The organism is Microbulbifer elongatus, assembly GCF_020524885.1.
Classification (GTDB): domain Bacteria; phylum Pseudomonadota; class Gammaproteobacteria; order Pseudomonadales; family Cellvibrionaceae; genus Microbulbifer; species Microbulbifer elongatus_A.
Genome location: NZ_JAIVKJ010000001.1, coordinates 1,670,812 through 1,691,256 on the forward strand (window position 1 = coordinate 1,670,812; position 20,445 = coordinate 1,691,256).

17 protein-coding genes are annotated in these 20,445 nt (G+C 57.8%); 8 read left to right on the forward strand and 9 right to left on the reverse strand.

Going from position 1 to position 20,445, the window contains the following annotated elements; genetic code table 11:
* Window positions 1-14 precede the first annotated feature (14 nt).
* A complete protein-coding gene (locus tag LC059_RS07095) occupies window positions 15-2,393 on the forward strand; it encodes a heavy metal translocating P-type ATPase (protein ID WP_226703105.1) in 2,379 nt (792 codons plus the stop codon).
* A 51-nt stretch (window positions 2,394-2,444) separates the two neighbouring features.
* Entirely contained in the window at window positions 2,445-3,602 is a 1,158-nt protein-coding gene (locus LC059_RS07100; RefSeq protein ID WP_226703106.1) for a glutaredoxin domain-containing protein, read from the forward strand.
* 66 nt (window positions 3,603-3,668) lie between these two features.
* Here the strand turns inward: LC059_RS07100 and LC059_RS07105 are convergent, their stop codons facing one another.
* From LC059_RS07105 to atpD, 8 genes are read right to left on the reverse strand one after another with little or no spacing between them, the layout of a single operon-like run.
* Entirely contained in the window at window positions 3,669-4,541 is an 873-nt protein-coding gene (locus LC059_RS07105) for a FoF1 ATP synthase subunit gamma (RefSeq protein ID WP_226703107.1), read from the reverse strand.
* Window positions 4,538-6,019 carry a F0F1 ATP synthase subunit alpha gene (locus LC059_RS07110; protein ID WP_226703108.1) on the reverse strand — a complete coding sequence of 494 codons (1,482 nt, stop codon included), beginning with the start codon at window positions 6,017-6,019 and terminating at the stop codon, window positions 4,538-4,540. Before LC059_RS07110 ends, LC059_RS07105 begins: the two co-directional genes overlap by 4 nt.
* Complete coding sequence (locus tag LC059_RS07115) at window positions 6,012-6,767, reverse strand: F0F1 ATP synthase subunit delta (protein ID WP_226703109.1); 756 nt, start codon at window positions 6,765-6,767, stop codon at window positions 6,012-6,014. The genes LC059_RS07110 and LC059_RS07115 overlap by 8 nt, the downstream gene beginning before the upstream one ends.
* Window positions 6,768-6,778: 11 nt before the next feature.
* Window positions 6,779-7,039 carry an ATP synthase F0 subunit C gene (gene atpE, locus LC059_RS07120; RefSeq protein WP_226703197.1) on the reverse strand — a complete coding sequence of 87 codons (261 nt, stop codon included), beginning with the start codon at window positions 7,037-7,039 and terminating at the stop codon, window positions 6,779-6,781.
* A gap of 1 nt (window position 7,040) precedes the next feature.
* The gene (locus tag LC059_RS07125) at window positions 7,041-7,754 is read right to left on the reverse strand and encodes a F0F1 ATP synthase subunit A (RefSeq protein WP_226703110.1); all 714 of its coding nucleotides are present in this window, start codon (window positions 7,752-7,754) and stop codon (window positions 7,041-7,043) included.
* A gap of 12 nt (window positions 7,755-7,766) precedes the next feature.
* Entirely contained in the window at window positions 7,767-8,051 is a 285-nt protein-coding gene (locus LC059_RS07130) for an AtpZ/AtpI family protein (protein ID WP_226703111.1), read from the reverse strand.
* Window positions 8,052-8,071: 20 nt separating this feature from the next.
* On the reverse strand, window positions 8,072-8,476 hold the full coding sequence (locus LC059_RS07135) for a F0F1 ATP synthase subunit epsilon (protein ID WP_226703112.1): 405 nt from the start codon (window positions 8,474-8,476) through the stop codon (window positions 8,072-8,074).
* A complete protein-coding gene (gene atpD, locus LC059_RS07140; protein WP_226703113.1) occupies window positions 8,473-9,861 on the reverse strand; it encodes a F0F1 ATP synthase subunit beta in 1,389 nt (462 codons plus the stop codon). The genes LC059_RS07135 and atpD overlap by 4 nt, the downstream gene beginning before the upstream one ends.
* A gap of 217 nt (window positions 9,862-10,078) precedes the next feature.
* On the opposite strand from atpD, the gene LC059_RS07145 reads away from it, so the two are divergent.
* The 6 genes from LC059_RS07145 (at window position 10,079) to modC (ending at window position 17,174) form a co-directional block, all read left to right on the forward strand.
* On the forward strand, window positions 10,079-10,795 hold the full coding sequence (locus LC059_RS07145) for an ABC transporter ATP-binding protein (protein WP_226703114.1): 717 nt from the start codon (window positions 10,079-10,081) through the stop codon (window positions 10,793-10,795).
* Between the two features lie 7 nt (window positions 10,796-10,802).
* Entirely contained in the window at window positions 10,803-13,178 is a 2,376-nt protein-coding gene (locus LC059_RS07150; RefSeq protein WP_226703115.1) for an ABC transporter permease, read from the forward strand.
* A gap of 1 nt (window position 13,179) precedes the next feature.
* Entirely contained in the window at window positions 13,180-14,391 is a 1,212-nt protein-coding gene (locus LC059_RS07155; protein WP_226703116.1) for an efflux RND transporter periplasmic adaptor subunit, read from the forward strand.
* A gap of 213 nt (window positions 14,392-14,604) precedes the next feature.
* Window positions 14,605-15,357, forward strand: coding sequence for a molybdate ABC transporter substrate-binding protein (gene modA / locus LC059_RS07160; RefSeq protein WP_226703117.1), 753 nt, complete (start codon window positions 14,605-14,607; stop codon window positions 15,355-15,357).
* The gene (gene modB / locus LC059_RS07165) at window positions 15,347-16,042 is read left to right on the forward strand and encodes a molybdate ABC transporter permease subunit (RefSeq protein ID WP_226703118.1); all 696 of its coding nucleotides are present in this window, start codon (window positions 15,347-15,349) and stop codon (window positions 16,040-16,042) included. The genes modA and modB overlap by 11 nt, the downstream gene beginning before the upstream one ends.
* Window positions 16,029-17,174 (forward strand): molybdenum ABC transporter ATP-binding protein, encoded by a 1,146-nt coding sequence (gene modC, locus LC059_RS07170; RefSeq protein WP_226703119.1) that lies wholly within the window; start codon window positions 16,029-16,031, stop codon window positions 17,172-17,174. Before modB ends, modC begins: the two co-directional genes overlap by 14 nt.
* 96 nt (window positions 17,175-17,270) lie before the next feature.
* Here the strand turns inward: modC and LC059_RS07175 are convergent, their stop codons facing one another.
* Window positions 17,271-20,444, reverse strand: coding sequence for an efflux RND transporter permease subunit (locus LC059_RS07175; RefSeq protein WP_226703120.1), 3,174 nt, complete (start codon window positions 20,442-20,444; stop codon window positions 17,271-17,273).
* Window position 20,445 lies beyond the last annotated feature (1 nt).

Genomic DNA, 20,445 nt, shown 5'->3' on the forward strand with positions numbered 1-20,445 from the left:
ACGGTGATTTCACCATGACCAGCGACGCCACACCCTCATCACCACAGACAAAACTGGCCACGAATCTGGCGCGTTATCTACACATAGGGCTGGTCGTTGTCATCGGTTTCCTGCTCGCTGCCGGCGGTGTGGCCTGGATGCTGGACGGCGACCCCTCGCTACCGTGGATTGCCGCGGTGGTACTGATGCTCGCCGTCGCCACGATGGATACTCTGCGAGCAATTGTCCGACGACAGGCCGGCGTGGATCTGCTTGCTCTTTTGACCATGGTCGCCGCACTGGCGCTCTCCCAACATCTGGCCGGCGCAGTGATCGTGTTTATGTTTGCCAGTGGCCGCGCGCTTGAGGAGTACTCCGCCGGGCGTGCACGCAGGGAGCTTTCGGCCCTTGTGGAACGCACCCCGCGGGTCGCCCACCGTCGCAGGCTATTCGGTGAGGTTCCTGGTAAGACATTCGGCATTGAGGATATTCCCGCGGACAGCGTGCGCGTGGGAGATGAACTAATCGTAAAACCGGGAGAAGCGGTACCTGTCAATGGGCTGCTGTTATCTGGCAGCGCCGATCTGGACGAGTCGGCCGTTACTGGGGAATCAACCCCGTGTCGCCGGTCCCGCGGTGATCAGCTGCTGAGCGGGGTGATCAATGCCGGCAGTCCGCTCGAGTTACAGGCGCTGAAAACTGCCGAGCACAGTACCTATGCCGGTATTGTACGTATGGTCGCCGAAGCCCAGGCGGGCAAGGCGCCGTTTACGCGCCTCGCGGATCGCTATGCGCTCTGGTTTATCCCCCCGGTACTGATTCTGGCTGGCGCGGCCTGGTGGCTTTCGGGGGATCCAATACGTGCCCTCGCGGTGCTCGTGGTGGCCACTCCCTGCCCGCTTATTCTGGCGGCACCCGTGGCGATGATCGCCGCCATCTCCCAGGCCGCAAAGCGCGGCATCCTGATCAAAAACGGCACCGCGCTGGAGCAGCTTGCGGATATCCAGAACCTGCTGTTCGACAAAACCGGCACCCTCACCACCGGGCGCCCCCAACTGGTGGGCATAGAAGCCACCGAGGGCTTTCCCCCCGACGAGGTATTGCGCCTGGCCGCCTCCCTGGACCAGGTATCCCAGCACAGCACGGCACAATCCCTGGTGGCGGAAGCTCGAAGAAGAAACCTCACCCTCAGTATCCCGCAACGGGTAACCGAGGAACCGGGCGAAGGACTCACCGGTGAAGTGGAAACACACCGCGTTGCCGTGGGCAGCCTTGCACTAATACTGGACGGCGCCAGTACTGATCGCTGGACCAAATCCCGCTTGCGGCATATGGCCCAGCGGGGCCTGTCTGGTGCTTTCGTCAGTATTGACGGACGTATGGCCGGGGTGTTGTTACTGGCAGACCAGATTCGCCTCGATACGCCGCGGGCACTGCGGGCGCTACACAGGGCGGGTATTCATCGCACTATCATGCTGAGCGGTGATCGTCAGGATGTGGCGGAAACGGTGGCACTCTCCCTGGGGTTTGACGCTGTGCTCGCCGAGCGGTCGCCCGCCGACAAGGTGGCGGCGGTCAAGTCCGAGTGTCGACGCGGTAACACCGGCATGGTGGGCGATGGTGTCAACGATGCCCCCGCCCTGGCGGCGGCGGATGTGGGCATTGCCATGGGCGCCCGCGGTGCCGGAGCATCGTCGGAGGCGGCAGATGTGGTACTGCTGGTAGACAGGCTTGACCGCCTGCCAGATGGTTTGGGTATCGCCCGTCGCGGCCGCCAGATTGCCGTACAGAGCGTGGTCGCCGGTATGGCCTTGTCGATATTGGCGATGCTGGTCGCCGCATTCGGCTACCTGCCGCCGGTACTGGGAGCATTGGTACAGGAAGGCATCGACGTAGCCGTGATTCTCAACGCGCTGCGTGCCCTGCGCCCGGCTCCGGAAAACGAGCCGGAAGCCCGACTGCCCACGGGGCTTGTCGCGCACCTGCAACGCCAGCACAGTGAGCTGCAACCAGTGCTTGATCGTCTGGAGGCCGCGGGCCATTTCTTTAACGGCAGCGCCAATAGCAATCAAAAACCCCGCACAGATATCAACGAGGAAATACAAACCGTGGCCTCGGTGATCAGAGAAGAACTTCTACCCCATGAGCGCGAGGATGAGGAGAATCTGTATCCCGCGCTGGCGAAAATGGTACGTGGATTCGATCCGATGGGAGCGATGAGCCACACTCACCGGGAAATCTTCCGCCTTGCCCGCCGCTATGAACAGCTGGCAGAGGAGCTCGCCGACGAGCCGCCGGATGACCTACAGCTACAGGAGCTGCGACGTGTACTGCTGAGCCTGATCGCAATCGTGCGACTGCACTTCGCCCAGGAAGAGGAGCTTTACTTTACCCTGAGCGATGCCCGGCACTGACTATGGTTTGTGTATAGCACTGTACATTCCGACTCCAGTAAAAGATGCCCGATGAATACGCGACATCCGCCAAACGGTAGTTTTCTCTTACTCGTGACCGTGAGCTTTTCACTATTTCTGGTCCTGGCCCTGACACTGGCATCCACTCCTGGATTGGCCGATGCACCCTCAAGCCCAACCAAGACACTCGAGATTTTTGTACGCGACGGCTGCCCTCACTGTGCGGATGCCAAAAAGTATCTGCCACGACTTAAAAAGCGCTACCCCCACCTGCGGATCGTTTATCGGTCCCTGGATACCGACCCGCGCGCGGCAGACGACCTTGAACGACACTCCCGCCGTGTGGGCGAGTGGCCTCCGGGGGTACCCACCTTCGTGGTCGAGGGGCGCGTATTGGTGGGATTCGTCAGCGCGGCAGACACCGGACCGAAACTCGAACGACTGATTGCCGGAGGCTCCGCACCGCCGGGAAAGACTGAAGAAGTCGGGTTTGGCGGCCTGAGTGCCGACCGGCTCGGCCTCCCATTGTTCACCATTGCCCTGGGACTGGTGGACGGGTTCAACCCCTGCGCCATGTGGGTTCTGCTGTTCCTGTTGTCTATTCTGGTGCGGTTACAGGATCGGCGTCGCATGGCATTGATCGCCGGAACCTTTGTTTTCGTCAGCGGAGCCATCTACTACGCATTTATGGTCGCCTGGCTCAATCTGTTTCTGCTCGTGGGCTTTTACCAATGGCTACGGTGGCTGCTCGCAGCCATTGCCATCGCCATCGGTCTCGTCAATCTACGGGATTTTTTCGACGACAACCGCAGCTACACCCTGGCCATTCCGGAATCCGCCAAACCCGGGATTTACGCGCGAATACGCAATGTGTTGCGCACAGACAGGCTCGCTGCATCAATGATTGGTGTCGCGCTACTCGCGGTGCTGGTGAACTTCATCGAGCTGCTGTGTACCGCCGGACTGCCGGCATTCTATACCGCGGTCCTCGCACAGCATGATCTGAGCGGCCCCACATATTACGGCTACCTGGGTCTCTATATTCTTGCGTACATCGCTGACGACGCGCTGATGGTGAGCCTTGCGGTAATAGCTTTGGGTAGCCGGAAGTTATCCCACCGTGGCGGTCGCTGGCTCAAATGTATCAGTGGACTGGTGATGCTGTTGCTCGGCATAATCATGCTTCTTTTCCCACAATTGCTTGTATAAATCGCCTTCCCGTATCTTTTTAGGGCCGTTGCCCGTCACACGGCCCTGCCGCAGACTATCTACTTATCAACCCGGTTTCGGTGGCTCGACACTGGTGGCGCTGAGCAGAATCACCTCGATCTCTTCGGTAATCTCTTCCTGCCGTAACTGATTACCCCGGCGTTGAAGCGAATCCAGATTCTGGTCGAGGTAGCGCACCGCGCCTTCCAGGTGTTGCATACGTTGCAGATTTTCCGCCATCAGGGATACATAGAGAATCTCGTGCAGGGTGGCGAATAGATACTGATCCACCAGGGCTATCAGGAATTGGGCTGGAGGGAGGTTCAACTGGGGTGACCCGTTCAATCCCGTATTGTGGGCTGGCAGTTTCTGAAAAGGGGGTAACAAATCGCGCACAACCACGGATTCCCGATCCGGATCGTGATAAAGCACCGTCAGTGTCAGTGTGTTTTCGCCGCGCTGAAGATCGTTCAGCGTGTCCACCAGCCGGTTCAGGGTGCCGGTGACTTCGTCCAGCACTGCCGCACCATCAATACCGGCAATCAGATGTGGATGCCCTTCCAGCCTGCCGTAGAGCTTTTGTCCGCAAGCAATCACGCCGATACCTTCCTGATTCTCGACCTGCTTCGCAAAGACGTCATCCAGCACGCCCACAAGGCTTTCGTTAAAGTTGCCACAAAAGCCGCGCTCCGATCCCAGCAATAGAAACAGGTGCTGGGCTGGCGTACCGGATCCGTCGGCGCCAGTCAGCGGCTGCGGGTGGAAGTGCAAGAAATCCGCTGCCGCCGTTTCCATGGTCTTTACCACCTGTCGCTGAATGTCGAGGAAATTGTCCAGGCGGCGACTTTCCATAAACGCCAGGGATTTCATCGACGAGACAATCTCCCGCGCTTCACCCAGCTTTTTGCATTGATGTAATAGCTCGCGGCGCCGGCTCATACACTTTCCCGGGGCCCGGTCTCTTTCCCAAGACAGCTCTGCACCAGGCGGTGCCAGTGACCGCGTTCCTCTTCCAGGCTCAACCCGGATCTCGCGACACGCCGCTGTAATTCCTCCATTTGTTCGGGGACCTGTTCCGGTGCCAGCGTGTCTAGCAAGCCATCGTTAAACGCCACCATCCATGCGAGCTGGAATTCGATCGGCAGCGGTGACAGTCGCTCCTGCTTCAAAATCTCACGCAGTATGCGTCCGCGATGGATGGCCTTCTCCATGCTCTCTTCCAGTTTGGCGCCAAAGCGGGTGAACATTTCCAGTTCGAGAAATTGCAGGTAATCGAGCTTCATCCTTCCCGCCTCCTTTTTGATCGCCGAATGCTGTGCGCGACCACCAATACGGGATACAGATTTACCAATATCGATTGCCGGCCGGAAACCGCCGGCGAACAGTTCACGGTCCAGGTACACCTGGCCATCGGTAATGGAGATCAGATTAGTGGGGATATAGGCGGCAATCTCACCCTGCTGGGTCTCGATAATCGGCAGTGCCGTCATGCTACCGCCGCCATTGGCCGCGTTGAGGCTGGTGGCCCGCTCCAGCAAGCCCGCATGCACCGAAAAGATATCCCCGGGATAGGCCTCACGACCGGGCGGCCGCCGCAATAGCAGCGAAAGCTGCCGGTAATTCTTTGCATGGGTGGAAAGGTCGTCGTACACCACCAGGGTATGCAGCCCCCTGCGCATCCAGTATTCGGCGATGCTGCAACCGGCAAATGGTGCCAGATGTTGCAGGCCCGGCAGAGCACTGGCCTCCGCCACCACCAGCGTCGTGTAATCCAGGGCACCGTAGTCCCGGAGCAACTCAATGGTGTTTACCACCGCGGAACGCTTCTGGCCGATCAGCACATAGACACAATGCACGCCTTGTTCGCGCTGGTTGATCACCGTATCCAGGGCCAGCGAACTGCGCCCCAGGCCCTCGTCTCCCACCAGTAATTGCCGCTGGCCGCGGCCGATGGGAATCAGGGTGTCCAGTACCTTGCTACCGGTGTAGAGCGGTTGGCTGACAAAGTCCCGCGCAACAATCCCGGGAGAACCCTGCTCCAGCGGCCGCCAGCCACTGCACTCCGGAATGCCGCCGTCATCCAGTGGATTGCCGAGGGGATCGATAATGCGTCCAAGCAGCGCGTCACCCACTGCGATACCGAGCGGCTTTCCCTGTAGTCGCGCGTTGGTGCCGGCGGTGAGTCCCGCCGTTTCTTCCAGTAAAATCGCCCCGACAAGATCACCGGTCAGGTCGAACACCAGTCCCCGGCTACCGTCATCAAAGTCCAGCAGATCGTCCATGGCCGCTGTGGGCAAACCCGCTACCCACGCGATCCCGTCTCCCACCGATACCACCCGCCCCTGCTCGTAAATGCGCAGCCGTGGTCGGTATTTTTTCAGCCAGTTCTCCCGGCGCTCCAGCAAACTGTCAGTCATTGGGACCCACCGTTTCCAGATGGGCAAATGCCTCCAGCTCATCACGCAGATTGGCACCCACCACCCAGGGGCCAATGGCAATGCGGAGCCCCGCCATCAGATCGGAATCTTCCAGAAAATGGCTGGGAACCTCGCTGTCAAATATTTCAGTGAGGGTGTCGTTGATACGCTCGCGATCATCGGTGGATAACGGAAAGGCACTCATCACCTCTACGGGGCCGTGCTGTTCGGAAAGGGTCTGCTGCACTGTCGCGCGTTGCTCAGGCGGTAACTTGCGCAGCCCGTCGAGCAAAATATCCAGCAATCCCGATTCAAGTTCCCGCCCCGCACCCGCCTGCAGGAGCCGCGTCGCAAAGCGGCTGCCCTGCTCCAGTGCCTGCTGTTCCTGCCGGCGCTGCGACTCCCGCAGCTGGCGCTGCTCGACGACTTCGGCTTGCTGCCGCTTTTCCTCAAATAGCTCCGCCAGCTTCTGTTCCTGCTGCTTGCGTTCGTCATCGAGCTCACGTTGCAATTTTGCCCGGGCCTCTTCACGTATCTGTTCGAGCGCCGCACGATCCTGTTCATAGGACTGCTGCAACTGTTGTGCGTCCTCCTTCATTTTCTGCGCATCATCCAGCTGCTGCTGTATCGCCGCCTGGCGGCGCACGATGGCCGCCTGTACCGGTTTGTAGAAAAACCGCTTGAGTAACCACAGTAATACCAGGAAGTTGAGGATCTCGAGCAGGAAGGTCGTCCAGTTGAGTTCCATGGGGCGCAGCTCTATCCCTTGGCGATGTATTCCAGCAACGGGTTGCGGAACAGGACAATAAGGATGATAACCAGCACGTAAATCGCCAGAGACTCGATCATCGCCAGGCCGATAAACAGGGTGCGCATGATGGACTTCTCCGCCTCCGGCTGTCGCGCCATGGCTTCCAGAGCACTACTGATGGCACGGCCCATGGCAAAAGCCGGACCGAGTACGCCGATGGCAATGCCGATCACTGCGGCCACCGTGGACAGTCCGGTAAACCAGGTCATATCACTCACGGTTTTCTCCTATTTCATTATTGCCTTGCGATGCCTGTTTAAGCTGCTGCAGTTGCAGGCCACCGGCCACATAGATCAGCGACAGCATGCCGAAAATGTAGGCCTGAACCAGGGCCTCTACGATATGCAGCATAAGTATCGGGATCGGAGCCAGGAAACCCGCCACCAGCAGGACCAGCAAAGCCGCCATTTCCAGGCTCATCATGTTGCCGAACAAACGCACTGCCAGGGCCACGGTGCGGGTAATCTCACTGAGTATATGGAACGGTAGCAGTATAGGGTTTGGCGAAACGTAGTGACGCAGATAGCGGCGCAGCCCCTGGTCGCGGATACCGAACCAGTGCACTGAAAGAAATACCAGTATCGCCAGGGCGGCAGTGGCGGATAAGTCCCGCGTGGGAGAATGCAGACCGGGTATCAACCCGGTGAGATTGGCCACCACCAGGAAAATCCACAAGGTGCCGACAAAGGGCAGCAACAACTTTACATGATCCGGCGCCACCGCACGGATAGAGTCTTCTATCGCCAGAAATACCGCTTCCGCGGATGTTTGAATCGCCCCCGGCTGATTCCGTAAGCGACGCGAGAGCAACCAAACTACAACGCCAAGTACTGCAACAATACCCAGTGTGGTCAGCGTCGTGCTGGTGAGCTGCAGCGCTCCGATAGTAAAAACTACCGCCGGAGACAATTCGCCGCCATTCACTGCAATTTACCCTCAGTCCCTGATCAGCAGATAGACATTGACGCCACCCACCACCACGCCGAGAAAAATCAGGCTGAGTGTCCAGCGGGTGGAATAGCCCGCGGCCAGCTCGTCGATCCAGCGTCCCAGATAGGCACCCGCCACTACTGGTAACACGAATACCAGCCCCAGGGTGCCGATATAAATGGTCTGCGCCAGCAACGTGCGGCGGTCGTGCTCGGCCTGTTTCATCCTTCTGGCCTGGCGCTTGACCTGTTCACGCAGCTCTTCGTCTCTATTCCTTTTATCGCTGGCCATGGCAATCCAGTTTGTGTGGTTTATTCCCCGCCCGGGCGTCCCAGTTCCCAAAGCCGACGCAATACGGATTCTTCCATGCGCCGCAACCCCTCCTTCATCTGATGCAGGTCCCGTTCTTCTGCCAGCAGTTGCTGCTGCAGCGTCAGGGAGATGCGTTCATAATCGCTGTCGATCAGATAGTGCCGGGTGCATATTTGCAGATGGTTATCGACAAAATAGAGCAGCCCTCCAGGGATCGCCAGATACTGCCAGTCACTGTCCATACTGCGAAAGCGCGCCAGCCCGAATAACAGCACCGTCATTGCCCGCTCGTGTCCTGGCAGAATCCCGAAGCTGCCGGAAGCATCTTCGCCCACAAAGGAAACCACGCCGTCAATCTGCTGCTGCTCGGTGGCGGCAAGCAACTCCAGGGTGAACGTATTCACCGCTTTTGTTCCCGCATACCGCCCCGCATATAGCACCCCTCTTCCGAGACTTCGTCGTAGTCGCCACGGAGAAAGCCCTCGCAATCCTCCAGCGTGGTTTCCAGCGGCACGGACACACCGGCAATTCCGGTCTGCGAGGTGATCACCTGAAAGGGTTGTGTGAGGTAACGCTGGAGCTTGCGCGCGCGCTGTACAATCAAGCGATCCCGGGAGGACAGCTCTTCGATGCCGAGCATCGCAATAATGTCTTCCAACTCACGGTACCGCGCCAGATGTTCTCGTACGCCTTCCGCTACCGCGTAATGCCGATCGCCGAGGGTGTGCCGGTCCATCATGCGGCTGCTGGAAAGCAGCGGTTCTACCGCCGGGTAAATGCCCTTGCCCGCTTGCTCCCGCGACAGCACCACCGACGAGTCCAGATGGCTGAAAATGGCACTCACCGCTGGGTCCGTCATATCATCCGCGGGTACATACACCGCTTGCACGGCGGTTACGGCCCCTTCTCGGGTAGAGAGAATCCGTTCCTGGAGCTCGGCCACTTCACTGATCAGGGTGGGCTGGTAGCCTACCGTGGCGGGCATGCGCCCAAGGAGGCTGGATATCTCGCTGCCCGCCTGTACAAACCGAAAGATGTTGTCCATCACGAACAACACCTCCTTTTGCATCGTGTCGCGTAGATATTCCGCATAAGCCAGCGCGGAAAGACCGATGCGAAAGCGGACGCCGGGGGACTCGTCCATCTGCCCGAAACACATCAATGTCTGTTCCATTACGCCGGCTTCGCGCATTTCATGCCACAATTCGTGACCTTCACGAATGCGCTCGCCAACGCCGGCAAACACCGATACCCCGCTGTGCAGGGAAGCCACGGCGTGCATAAATTCCATCACCAGCACCGTCTTCCCCACCCCGGCACCACCAAACAGTCCGGTCTTGCCACCGCGCACAAACGGACACAGCAGGTCGATGACTTTGATCCCTGTCTGCAGGATATCGCCGGTACCCACTACATCCCAGAGCGGTGCCGGCGTCGTGTGGATATTGCGGAATTCACGTGGCTCCAGGGGCTCGCCACCATCTAACGGCTGACCGAAAATGTTCAACAGACGCCCCAGGCAGTCGGGTGTCGCCGGTACGTGTAGCGGCGCGCCGGTATCAAATACTGGCAACCCACGCCTCAGCCCCGCGGTACGATGCAGGGTAATCGCGCGGACATGGCTTTGATCGACATGCTGATGGACTTCGAATAGATAGGTATCGGAATTCACGGAAGCTCTGAGCGCCTGACGCAACGGAGGGAGCAACGCACAGTGGATAACAACCACTGGCCCGTGGACTTCGGAGATAGTGCCAACAGGAATAGCACTGGCCGCTGTCTCCGCCATGTTCAGTCTCTCTCACAATTGATCGCAACAGGATTCATTGCCGTTTATTTCATGCCGTGAATTTCCCTCTAGAATAGAAGCACTGAGTACGCCCGGAGCGAACTCCATTGAACTCTGGGGCCTTTCGGCGCCAAAGCGCATAAAATCGCGAGTGGCTCCGGACAGGCTCATCAAACTGTGCTGTGAAATGGATCACCCAGGGAGTTGGTTTCCCTACATGAATAACGATAATCTCACCGCCATTCGCGCCGAAGGCCTCACCAAAACCTACGGCAGTGGAGAGTCCACCGTTCACGCTCTGCGTGGCGTAAGCCTTTCGGTGCCCCGTGGCGAAATGGTCGTGCTTCTCGGCCCCTCCGGCAGCGGAAAATCCACGCTGCTCAATATTCTAGGTGGGCTGGATTCACCCAGTGCTGGAAAGGTGTTTTTCGATCACGAAGAACTCACCGCCTTTGATGATCGGCATCTAACGCAATTTCGCCGTGAATACGTGGGCTTTGTGTTTCAGTTTTACAACCTGATCCCGAGCCTCACCGCTCGGGAAAACGTCGCCCTGGTAACGGAAATCGCGCAACATCCGATGCCCCCGGAGCAGGCGTTGGAACTGGTGGGGCTGGGCAAACGGATGGATCACTTTCCCGCCCAGTTATCGGGCGGTGAACAACAGCGGGTCGCGATTGCCCGCGCCATCGCCAAGCAACCCCGGGTACTGCTCTGTGACGAGCCTACCGGTGCCCTCGATAGTAAAACCGGGATCGTGGTCCTGGAAGCCATCACCCGGGTCAATCGCGAACTGGGCACAACCACCATGGTGATTACCCATAACGCGGCGATCGCGCAAATGGCAGACCGTGTACTGAGCATGGCCGACGGGCAAATCCAGCACACGGAAATCAACGCACACCCCTGTGCCCCAGCGGAACTGAGCTGGTAGCGTCGCCGTGATTGAATTCCTGAGCCCGCTCGATCGCAAGCTGGTGCGCGACCTCTGGGCCATCAAAGGCCAGGCACTGGCCATTGCGCTGGTGATCGGTTGCGGTGTTGGAATGTACCTGATGTCGAAGGGTATGCTCGCCTCGCTGGCAGACACCCGCGCTGCCTATTATGAACGCTACCGTTTTGCCGATGTGTGGGCTCCGGTAAAACGGGCCCCCGATGCCTTGCTGGAACAGATCACCGAATTGCCCGGAGTGCGCCGGGCCGAAACCCGTATCCGCGCGGGTGTCATTCTGGATGTCGAGGGCGCGTCTGCGCCAATTACCGGAGAGATCCAGTCCCTTCCCGCGATTCGCGGCCCCCATATCAACGACTTCGTTTTACGTATTGGACGCTACCCCGATCCGGTACGCGAAGAAGAGGTCCTTGCACTGGAAGCCTTCGCCGAAGCACACAACCTTGGGCCAGGGGATCATCTCTACGCAATTCTCAATGGCACCAAGAAAAAGCTCGTCATCACCGGCGTTGCTCTGGCACCGGAGTACGTTTACGCCATTTCTCCCGGCGAAATCGTACCGGATAAAAAACGCTTTGGCGTATTGTGGATGCACCGGGAGGCCCTCGGTCATGCGTTCGATCTTGACGGCGCTTTCAATGAAGTCGTATTGCTCACCTCGGGCACTGAAGACGAGGAAGCATTACTGGATCAGCTGGACCTGTTGCTCACACGCTACGGGGCTACCGGCGCTTATGGCCGTGACCAGCAGATTTCCGACCAGTTCCTGACCAATGAAATTCAGCAACTGGAAACCATGGGCCGTCTATTGCCACCGATTTTTCTGCTGGTGGCCGCCTTCCTGTTAAATGTGGTGATCGGGCGACTGGTGGACACCGAACGGGAGCAGATCGGGCTGCTGAAGGCATTCGGCTACGGTAACCATGATGTCGCCCTGCACTACCTCAAGCTGATTGGCGCCATCACCGCCCTGGGGATCCTGATTGGTATTGCGCTGGGACTGTGGCTCGGACACGGACTGGCACGCATGTATATGGATTATTTCAAGTTTCCCTTCCTGCTATTCGACGCCCCGCCCGATGTCTATCTGGTAGCCATCGGGTTTAGTCTTCTCATCGCCGCCGGCGGTACCTTTGGTGCCGTACTACGGGTGGTGCGCCTGGATCCGGCAGTGGCCATGGTGCCGCCTCCACCGCCGGATTACAGTCGTTCTTCACGCTGGCTAGAGGGCCTGGCGCAAAAGGTTGATCAACCCTCCCGTATGATCATGCGCCATCTGTACCGCTGGCCACGACGTGCGGCAATGGCGTCGATTGGCATCGCCATGTCCATGGGGCTTTTGATCGGTTCAAGTTTTTCGCTGGATGCGATGCTTTATATGGTGGATATCAGCTTCAATGTGATCGATCGACAGGATGTTACTGTCAACTTTGTAGAACCGAGGAACATCCGCGCCATCCAGGATGTGCTGCATGCGCCCGGAGCGATGAGCGCGGAACCGTTCCGCGCGATACCCGTGGTACTGCGCAACGGTACACACAGTCGCCGCGAAGGGATTATCGGCCTGCGGCCAGAGGCGGAACTCAGTCGCCTGGTTGACACCGATTTACAGCCGGTTTCCCTGCCCCCAACCGGTATCGTTCTGTCAGACAAACTGGCGGAACTACTGAATATTCGTGCCGGTGAAGAGCTGCGGATGGAGGTTCGCACTGGACGCCGTCCAGAGCTGGACGTTGTCGTGAGCGGTATCGTTAAAACCTATATGGGCACCGCCGCCTATATGGATCTGGCCTTTATGAATCGGATACTCAAGGAAGACCTTGTCATTTCCGGCAGCTACCTGCTGATCGATCCCAACTATACCGATGCCTTTTATCAGGCACTGAAGAATACGCCGGTGGTCGCGGGTGTTAGCCTGCAAGAACAGGCTCAGAATGCCTTTTACGAAACACTACAGGAAAGCCTGGGGACATTCGTGTTCTTTAACACCCTGTTCGCCGGCCTCATTGCATTGGGTGTGGTGTACAACAGCGCGCGGATTTCGCTGTCCGAGCGAGGCCGTGAGCTGGCCAGCCTGCGGGTACTCGGACTAACCCGTGGCGAGGTGTCTTATATTTTGCTCGGTGAACTCGCCATTTTGACACTGTTGGCACTGCCCCTGGGTGCTCTGCTTGGCTATTTGCTGGCCTGGACGCTGGTGCAGTCGTTCGATACCGAATTATTCAGAATCCCACTGATCATCAATCCCTCTACATACGGCTATGCAGCGCTGGTCGTGATACTGTCCGCCTTGGCATCGGGTATTCTGGTGCATCGACGAATCCAGCGACTGGACCTGATCGCGGTGCTGAAGACACGGGAGTAACATGGGGCGCAAATTGTTCAAGCGTATCGCGGGTATCGGCATACTGGTCGGTGTTTTGGGCTTTTTCGTGTACGCCTTTTTGCCCCAGCCGGTACCCGTCGACATGGCACAGGTTACTCGCGGCCCCATGCAGGTATCTGTAGCAGATGAGGGCTACACCCGGGTGCACGATGTCTTTGTAGTCTCAGCGCCGGTCACCGGCTACCTGTTGCGTATCCAGAGTGAAGTGGGCGATACCGTTGAGGCCGGGTCGACTACCATCGCGGAACTCCTACCCACGCATCCCCAATTTCTCGATGAGCGCAGCCGCAACCAGGCTGAGGCGGCCATTCGCAGCGCCGAGGCCGCGCTGAATCTCTCCAAGGCGGAACGCCGGGATGCCGAGGCGCGGCTGGCTTTCGCCCAGGCCGACGCCAAGCGCGCACGAAAGCTGTCGCTAAAAGGACATATCTCCAAGGTAGAACTGGAGCGCACTGAGCTTGCACTGGACAGTGCCGTAGCCGCACTGGATACCGCTCGTGCCGCAGAACGTGTGAGCGAGGGCGAGCTGGACAACGCGCGCGCTACCCTTATCGCCCCACGGCGCGATACCCCCAAAATTGACGACGACAACCTGGTAAAAGTCACCGCTCCCGTAGGCGGCCGGGTTCTTCAGCTATTACAGGAAAGCGAACGAGTGGTACCTGTGGGCACCGCATTACTGGAAATAGGTAATCCGGGGCAGCTGGAAATCGTGATCGACCTGCTCTCCCGCGACGCCGTCCGTGTGGAACAAGGGGCACCCGTTGCGATCACCAGTTGGGGCGGCGACAAAGCGCTGAACGGGCGTGTGCGCCTGGTAGAACCCTATGGCTTCACCAAGATTTCCGCGTTGGGAATCGAGGAGCAGCGGGTCAATGTGATCGTGGACTTTATTGATCCACGGGAACAATGGGCAAGGCTCGGCCACGGTTATCGCGTTGATGCCGCCATCGAAATCTGGCGCGCGGACGATGTCGTCCAGGTACCCGCCGGTGCACTGTTTCGCCACCAGAAGGCATGGGCAGTGTTCAAGGTCGTAGGGGATCGCGCGGTGCGCACGGAAGTCGAAATCGGCCACCAGAATGGACGCGTCGCAGAAATTTTATCCGGTGTTTCTCCCGGGGAGACGATTGTACTGCACCCCAGCGAGAGGATTACCCACGGTGTGAAGCTGGCAAAACGCACACTGTAGCCCTTTTGGGCTGCGCTCAGCCCTTGGGTCTGACGAGACATCAACGGCGGGGCTGCGGCTTGAACATGCCTGGTTTATACATGACCATATAGCGCTACGGCCAAGCGGCATTGAATAGTCGAGAAAAGGTAGTCAGGCGTGCAGATCCAACCTAGGCCAGATGAGATTCACCGTTTGCGACGGCGCCGGATACTGAAGTCCGCATCACTCCTAATGGCAATGCTATTCAGCCTGGTTGCGCGCGCCGAACAACTCACTATTGCTGTCGCTTCAAATTTCGCCGCGCCCATGCAACAGATTGCCCGGCAATTCGAGCAACGCAGTGGCCACCAGGTAAAGCTGGCTTTCGGCTCAACGGGAAAAATCTTCGCCCAGATTTACCACGGTGCGCCCTTTCAGGCGTTTTTCTCTGCTGATCAAGCGAAGCCGGCACAATTGGTGGAACTGGGGCTGGCTGAAGCCAGTAGCCGCTTTACCTATGCTGAAGGTAAACTCGCACTCTGGTCGAGTAAATCGAAATTTGTGGATTCAAATGGTGAAGTGCTGAGCCACGGTAGCTACAACCGACTTGCGATCGCCAACCCGAAGCTCGCACCTTATGGCGCGGCGGCGGTAGAGGTGTTACAGCAACTCGGTCTCGAAGAAAGTACGCGCCGCCGCCAGGTCCAGGGCGAGAACATTTCCCAGACCTATCAGTTTGTCGCAAGCGGCAATGCAGACCTCGGGCTGGTGGCCGTGTCGCAGCTTCTGCAAGATGGCAGTACAACCAAGGGCTCTGTATGGGTTGTTCCAGAGCATCTTTATAGCCCCATCCGGCAGGATGCCGTGATTCTGCAGCGGGGCTTAGATTCTTCAGCGATGAACGAGTTCTGGGAGTTTGTACAGAGTGCTGAAGCGCGCGCGATCATCCGCGCCTATGGCTATCGCACTGCGCAAAAAATTGATAACAACATAAATGCTGAATAACGCCGATCTTGCCGCCATCTGGTTAACCCTGAAACTGGCAACCACAGTAACGCTTCTTCTATTAGTCCTGGGAACGCCTCTTGCTTACTGGTTGGCAAAAACGCGCTCCTGGTGGAAGGGCCCAGTAAGTGCCGTTGTGACCCTTCCTCTCGTATTGCCGCCCACCGTTCTCGGATTTTACCTGCTTATTTTTATGGGCCCCCAGGGCCCACTGGGTAAATTGACCGAGTCCCTTGGGCTTGGGACACTCCCATTCACCTTCACCGGCCTGGTGATTGCCTCCCTGCTCTATTCTCTACCGTTCGTCGTACAGCCCATTCAAAATGCCATAGAGGCACAGGGTCGGCATCTGGGCGAAGTCGCGGCGACATTGCGTGCCGGCCCCTGGGATAGCTTCTGGCATATCACCTTGCCTCTGGCCAAACCGGGAATCGTCACCGCAACCGTATTGGGCTTTGCCCATACCGTCGGTGAGTTTGGTGTCATTTTGATGATTGGTGGCAATATTCCGGGTGAAACCCGGGTAGTGTCCGTACAGATTTACGATCATGTGGAAGCGCTCGAATATGCTCGGGCGCACTGGTTATCTGCCGCCATGCTGGTGTTTTCGTTTTCCGTATTACTTGCACTGTATTTACTACAGCGACGCAAGTCCGCAGATGGATGGCGCTATGGCCCGCAATGAGCTCTCGAGCAACACAATAACGGGTAATTTTTATCTGCCGCTAAGACAACAGGATGGTGGGACCGAGAATTTCGCTCTGGATGTTGATTTCAAAATTCCAGGTAGCGGGGTTACTGGGATTTTCGGACCGTCGGGATCTGGCAAAACGACTCTCCTACGCTGTATCGCTGGCTTACAGCCCTGCGTAACTGGCAGCCTTACCGTCAACGGTACCCCCTGGCAACAATCAGGCAATCCAAACCGAAGCCTCGCCGTTCACGAACGTCCACTGGGTTTCGTATTCCAGCAGCCGAGCCTCTTCCCGCATCTCAGCGCCAAAGATAATCTCGCCTTTGCCCGCAAGCGCGCTTCCACGGAAGTGAGTAACGAAGAGTACGATGAAATCGTTGCACTTATGGGTATTACGGCGCTACTCGGGCAGCGTCCCGATACCTTGTCTGGCGGCGAACAGCAGCGTGTCGCCATCGCCCGGGCATTGCTGGTAAAACCGCGACTTTTACTAATGGACGAACCGCTGGCTGCGCTGGACCAGGCGCGCAAACGGGAGATTTTGCCGTATCTGGAAAAGCTGCATAGGTCCCTCGACATTCCCATTTTGTATGTCAGCCACTCGGTAGAGGAAATCGCACGGCTTGCGGACCATTTATTACTAATGAGGGACGGAAGAATCGAGCAAGCTGGGTCCGCGACGGAATTGATGTCAAGCGCCGACTTCCCGGTACATCTCGGGGACGACCTTGGCGTACTCCTCGAAGCGGAAGTTATTGATCGCGACACCAGGTGGAACCTGTTACGCGCGCGTGTCGCCGGCGCTGAACTCTGGGTCCGCGACAGTGGCGAGTCACTTGGTGAGCGGATCCGGATTCGAATTCTCGCCCGGGATGTCAGCTTGACCCGCACTGAAGATCAGCAGTCCAGCATCCTTAATCGACTACCGATGCGGGTACGGGATATCACACCCGACGCAGACCCTGCGATGGTGCTGGTACGAATTGTCCCGCAACGGTTTGACACAATAGCCAGCTATACGCACATCATCGCCCGAGTTACTCGCCGGTCGCTACACCAGCTGGCGCTTGAGGAAAATTCTCCGGTATGGGCGCAAGTCAAATCCGTTGCTATTGTCCGCTGATCTCGACCTGGATCTACAGAAGCAAAAAATAGAAACAAAAAAGGCCGGGCTGCTTACGCACCACCCGGCCAAGGTTTACAGACTGGTTAAATCCGATTAAGCGGTCTCTGAATATTGCTCAGATTTTTCGGTCTCAATACCCAACTTGCCGACGATATCCTTGCTATCGGATTGGGCTGCTTTTCTGCCGAACAACTTCTGCACTACCACAAAGAACAGCGGGATAAAGAAAATACCCAGTAATGTGCCCACGATCATCCCGCCAAGGACGCCGGTTCCGATAGCCTGCTGAGCACCGGAACCAGCACCTGAGGCAATTGCCAGCGGCAGTACACCGAGACCAAAGGCCAAAGAAGTCATGATGATCGGGCGCAGGCGGTCGCGTACGGCGGCCATGGTGGCTTCGATCAGCTCCATACCCGCTTCCAGGTTTTGCTTGGCAAACTCTACGATCAAGATGGCGTTTTTACTGGTCAGGCCTACGGTCGTCAGCATGGCCACCTGGAAGTAAATGTCACGCTCGAAGCCGCGCAGATTACTCGCCACAATCGCACCGAGAATACCCAGCGGCGCGACAAGCAATACCGCCGTCGGCACGGTCCAGCTCTCGTAGAGTGCAGCCAGACACAGGAAGACGATCAGCACGGACAGAACATACAACAGCGTGGTCTGCGAACCAGCCTGCTGCTCCTGGTACGACAGTGCGGTCCATTCCAGACCAAACCCTTCCGGCAACTGGCTTACCAGGCGCTCCATTTCTGCCATGGCGTCACCAGAACTTACCCCGGGCGCACCCTGCCCCTGAATCTGCACCGCCGGCACACCGTTGTAGCGTTCGAGGCGTGGAGACCCGTAGTCCCAGTCAAAGGTGGCAAAGGAGGATACCGGCACCATTTCACCGTTGCTATTGCGCACGGACCACAGGCGGAAGTCCTCCGGATTCATCCGGAAAGGAGCGTCAGCCTGCATGTACACACGCTTGATACGACCGCGATCGATAAAGTCATCGATGTACTGACCACCCCAGGCAACGCCTAAGGTGTTATTAATATCACCGATAGATACACTCAGGGACGCTGCCTTGGCATTGTTGACCTTGAGTTTGAACTGCGGTGTATCTTCCTGGCCGTTGGGGCGCACTCCAGCCAAAAGTGGGCTCTGGGCGGCCATGCCCAACAGCTGGTTGCGCGCTTTGACGAGCGCCTCATGCCCCTGGTTGGCATTGTCCTGCAGGTACATGGCAAATCCTGCTGAGGTACCCAGCTCCGGCAGGGCCGGCGGTGAAAAGGCGTAGGCAATCGCATCCTTGATCTGGCTCAGGGCACCCATGCCGCGCATGGCAACCGCTTTGGCCTGCTCGGATTCCTCTTCGCGCTCATCCCAGTCTTTCAACTTGATAAAGGCCATGGCGTTGTTCTGGCCACTACCGGCAAAGCTGAAACCCTGTACCGAGAATACCGATTCCACCAGCTCGCTTTCGTTGTTGAGGAAGTGGTTTTCCAGCTTCTCCACCGACTCCATGGTGCGCTCCTGCGTAGCGCCAACCGGCGTCTGCACCAGTGAGAACAGCACACCCTGGTCCTCTTCCGGCAGGAAGGAGCTGGGTGAGCGCACAAACAGGAACACCATCAGCGCGCTCAGCAGTGCGAAGATCACCATAAAGCGTCCGCTGCGGGCGAGAACCCCGCGCACACCGCGCTGGTAAGAGGCCGCACTGCGATCAAAGTTACGGTTAAACCAGCCGAAGAACCCTTTCTTGCTGCCATGGGAGCCAGGCTTCAGCATGGTGGCGCAGAGTGCCGGCGTCAGCACGATGGCCACGATTACCGAGAAGGTCATGGCGGCCACGATGGTTGCGGAGAACTGGCGATAAATAATACCGGTTGAACCGTCCATAAATGCCATCGGTACGAATACCGCGGACAGCACCACGCCAATGCCGATGAGGGCGCCGGTAATCTGTTTCATGGACTTCTTGGTGGCCTCTTTCGGTGAGAGGTTTTCCTCATGCATCACCCGCTCGACGTTCTCCACTACAACGATTGCATCGTCTACCAGCAGACCAATCGCGAGCACCATGGCGAACATGGTGAGCATGTTCACGGAGAAGCCGAGTACGGACAGCACTCCAAAGGTACCGAGCAGTACAACCGGTACTGCAATGGTGGGGATGATGGTTGCGCGGAAATTCTGCAGGAACAGCAGCATCACCAGGAAAACCAGGATGACCGCTTCCACCAGAGTCTGGATGACACCTTTAATCGACACTTCCACAAACGGGGTAGTATCGAACGGAATCACGGTCTTAAGGCCCGTCGGGAAGTTGGGGCTCAACTCCGCCAGCTTTTCTTTCACCGCAGCCGCTGTCTCCAGTGCGTTTGCGCCTGTAGCGAGAGAGATGGCCACACCGGTTGCCGGCGCGCGGTTGTAACGGGTTAGGAAGTCGTAACTCTCTGTACCCATTTCCACCCGAGCCACGTCACCCAATTTGAGTACCGAGCCATCCGGGTTTGCCCTCAACACCACATTGCGAAACTCTTCCGGTGTCTGCATACGGCTCTGGGCGGTAATACTCGCGGTGAGCTGCTGGCCTTGCACTGCGGGCGTGCCGCCGAGGCTGCCGATAGCCACCTGCGAGTTCTGGTTACGCACAGAAGCGATGATATCGTTGGGGGTCAACTTGTAGGCATCGAGCTTGTTCGGATCCAGCCAGATACGCATCGCGTATTTGGAACCGAATACCTGGATACTACCTACCCCGGGCACCCGACTGAGCGGGTCAACCACATTGGATACCACGAAGTCCGCAATATCCTCTTTGTTCATGTTGCCGTCGGTCGACACAAAGCCCGCCACCATCAGGAATCCGGCACGGCCCTTGCCGACGGTCAGCCCCTGGCGTTGAACGATTTCCGGTAACAACGGCATGGCCAGCTGCAGCTTGTTCTGCACCTGAACCTGAGCGATATCCGGATCTGTACCATTGGCAAACGTCAGGGTGACTTCTGCGGTACCAATCGACTGGCTGGTGGCAGACATGTACAACAGGCCATCAAGCCCCTTCATGTTCTGCTCGATCACCTGGGTAACGGAGTCTTCAATAACCTTGGCCGAGGCGCCGGGATAGGCACCGGTAATGGAAACCACCGGCGGTGCAATATCCGGGTAGCGCTCGACCGGCAATTTGCTGATCGCAAGGCTGCCAAACAGCATCACGACAATTGCGATCACCCAGGCAAAAATCGGGCGATCGATAAAAAATCCTGCCATT

Excerpts from the sequence above, each read along its gene's own strand:
- modB (WP_226703118.1), top strand. The coding sequence starts at position 15,347 with ATGCTGAATAACGCCGATCTTGCCGCCATCTGGTTAACCCTGAAACTG.
- LC059_RS07105 (WP_226703107.1), bottom strand. The coding sequence starts at position 4,541 with ATGAGCCGGCGCCGCGAGCTATTACATCAATGCAAAAAGCTGGGTGAA.
- LC059_RS07155 (WP_226703116.1), top strand. The coding sequence starts at position 13,180 with ATGGGGCGCAAATTGTTCAAGCGTATCGCGGGTATCGGCATACTGGTC.
- LC059_RS07130 (WP_226703111.1), bottom strand. The coding sequence starts at position 8,051 with ATGGCCAGCGATAAAAGGAATAGAGACGAAGAGCTGCGTGAACAGGTC.
- LC059_RS07175 (WP_226703120.1), bottom strand. The coding sequence starts at position 20,444 with ATGGCAGGATTTTTTATCGATCGCCCGATTTTTGCCTGGGTGATCGCA.
- LC059_RS07100 (WP_226703106.1), top strand. The coding sequence starts at position 2,445 with ATGAATACGCGACATCCGCCAAACGGTAGTTTTCTCTTACTCGTGACC.
- atpD (WP_226703113.1), bottom strand. The coding sequence starts at position 9,861 with ATGGCGGAGACAGCGGCCAGTGCTATTCCTGTTGGCACTATCTCCGAA.
- atpE (WP_226703197.1), bottom strand. The coding sequence starts at position 7,039 with ATGACCTGGTTTACCGGACTGTCCACGGTGGCCGCAGTGATCGGCATT.
- LC059_RS07145 (WP_226703114.1), top strand. The coding sequence starts at position 10,079 with ATGAATAACGATAATCTCACCGCCATTCGCGCCGAAGGCCTCACCAAA.
- LC059_RS07115 (WP_226703109.1), bottom strand. The coding sequence starts at position 6,767 with ATGGAACTCAACTGGACGACCTTCCTGCTCGAGATCCTCAACTTCCTG.
- LC059_RS07095 (WP_226703105.1), top strand. The coding sequence starts at position 15 with ATGACCAGCGACGCCACACCCTCATCACCACAGACAAAACTGGCCACG.
- LC059_RS07110 (WP_226703108.1), bottom strand. The coding sequence starts at position 6,019 with ATGACTGACAGTTTGCTGGAGCGCCGGGAGAACTGGCTGAAAAAATAC.
- modC (WP_226703119.1), top strand. The coding sequence starts at position 16,029 with ATGGCCCGCAATGAGCTCTCGAGCAACACAATAACGGGTAATTTTTAT.
- modA (WP_226703117.1), top strand. The coding sequence starts at position 14,605 with ATGGCAATGCTATTCAGCCTGGTTGCGCGCGCCGAACAACTCACTATT.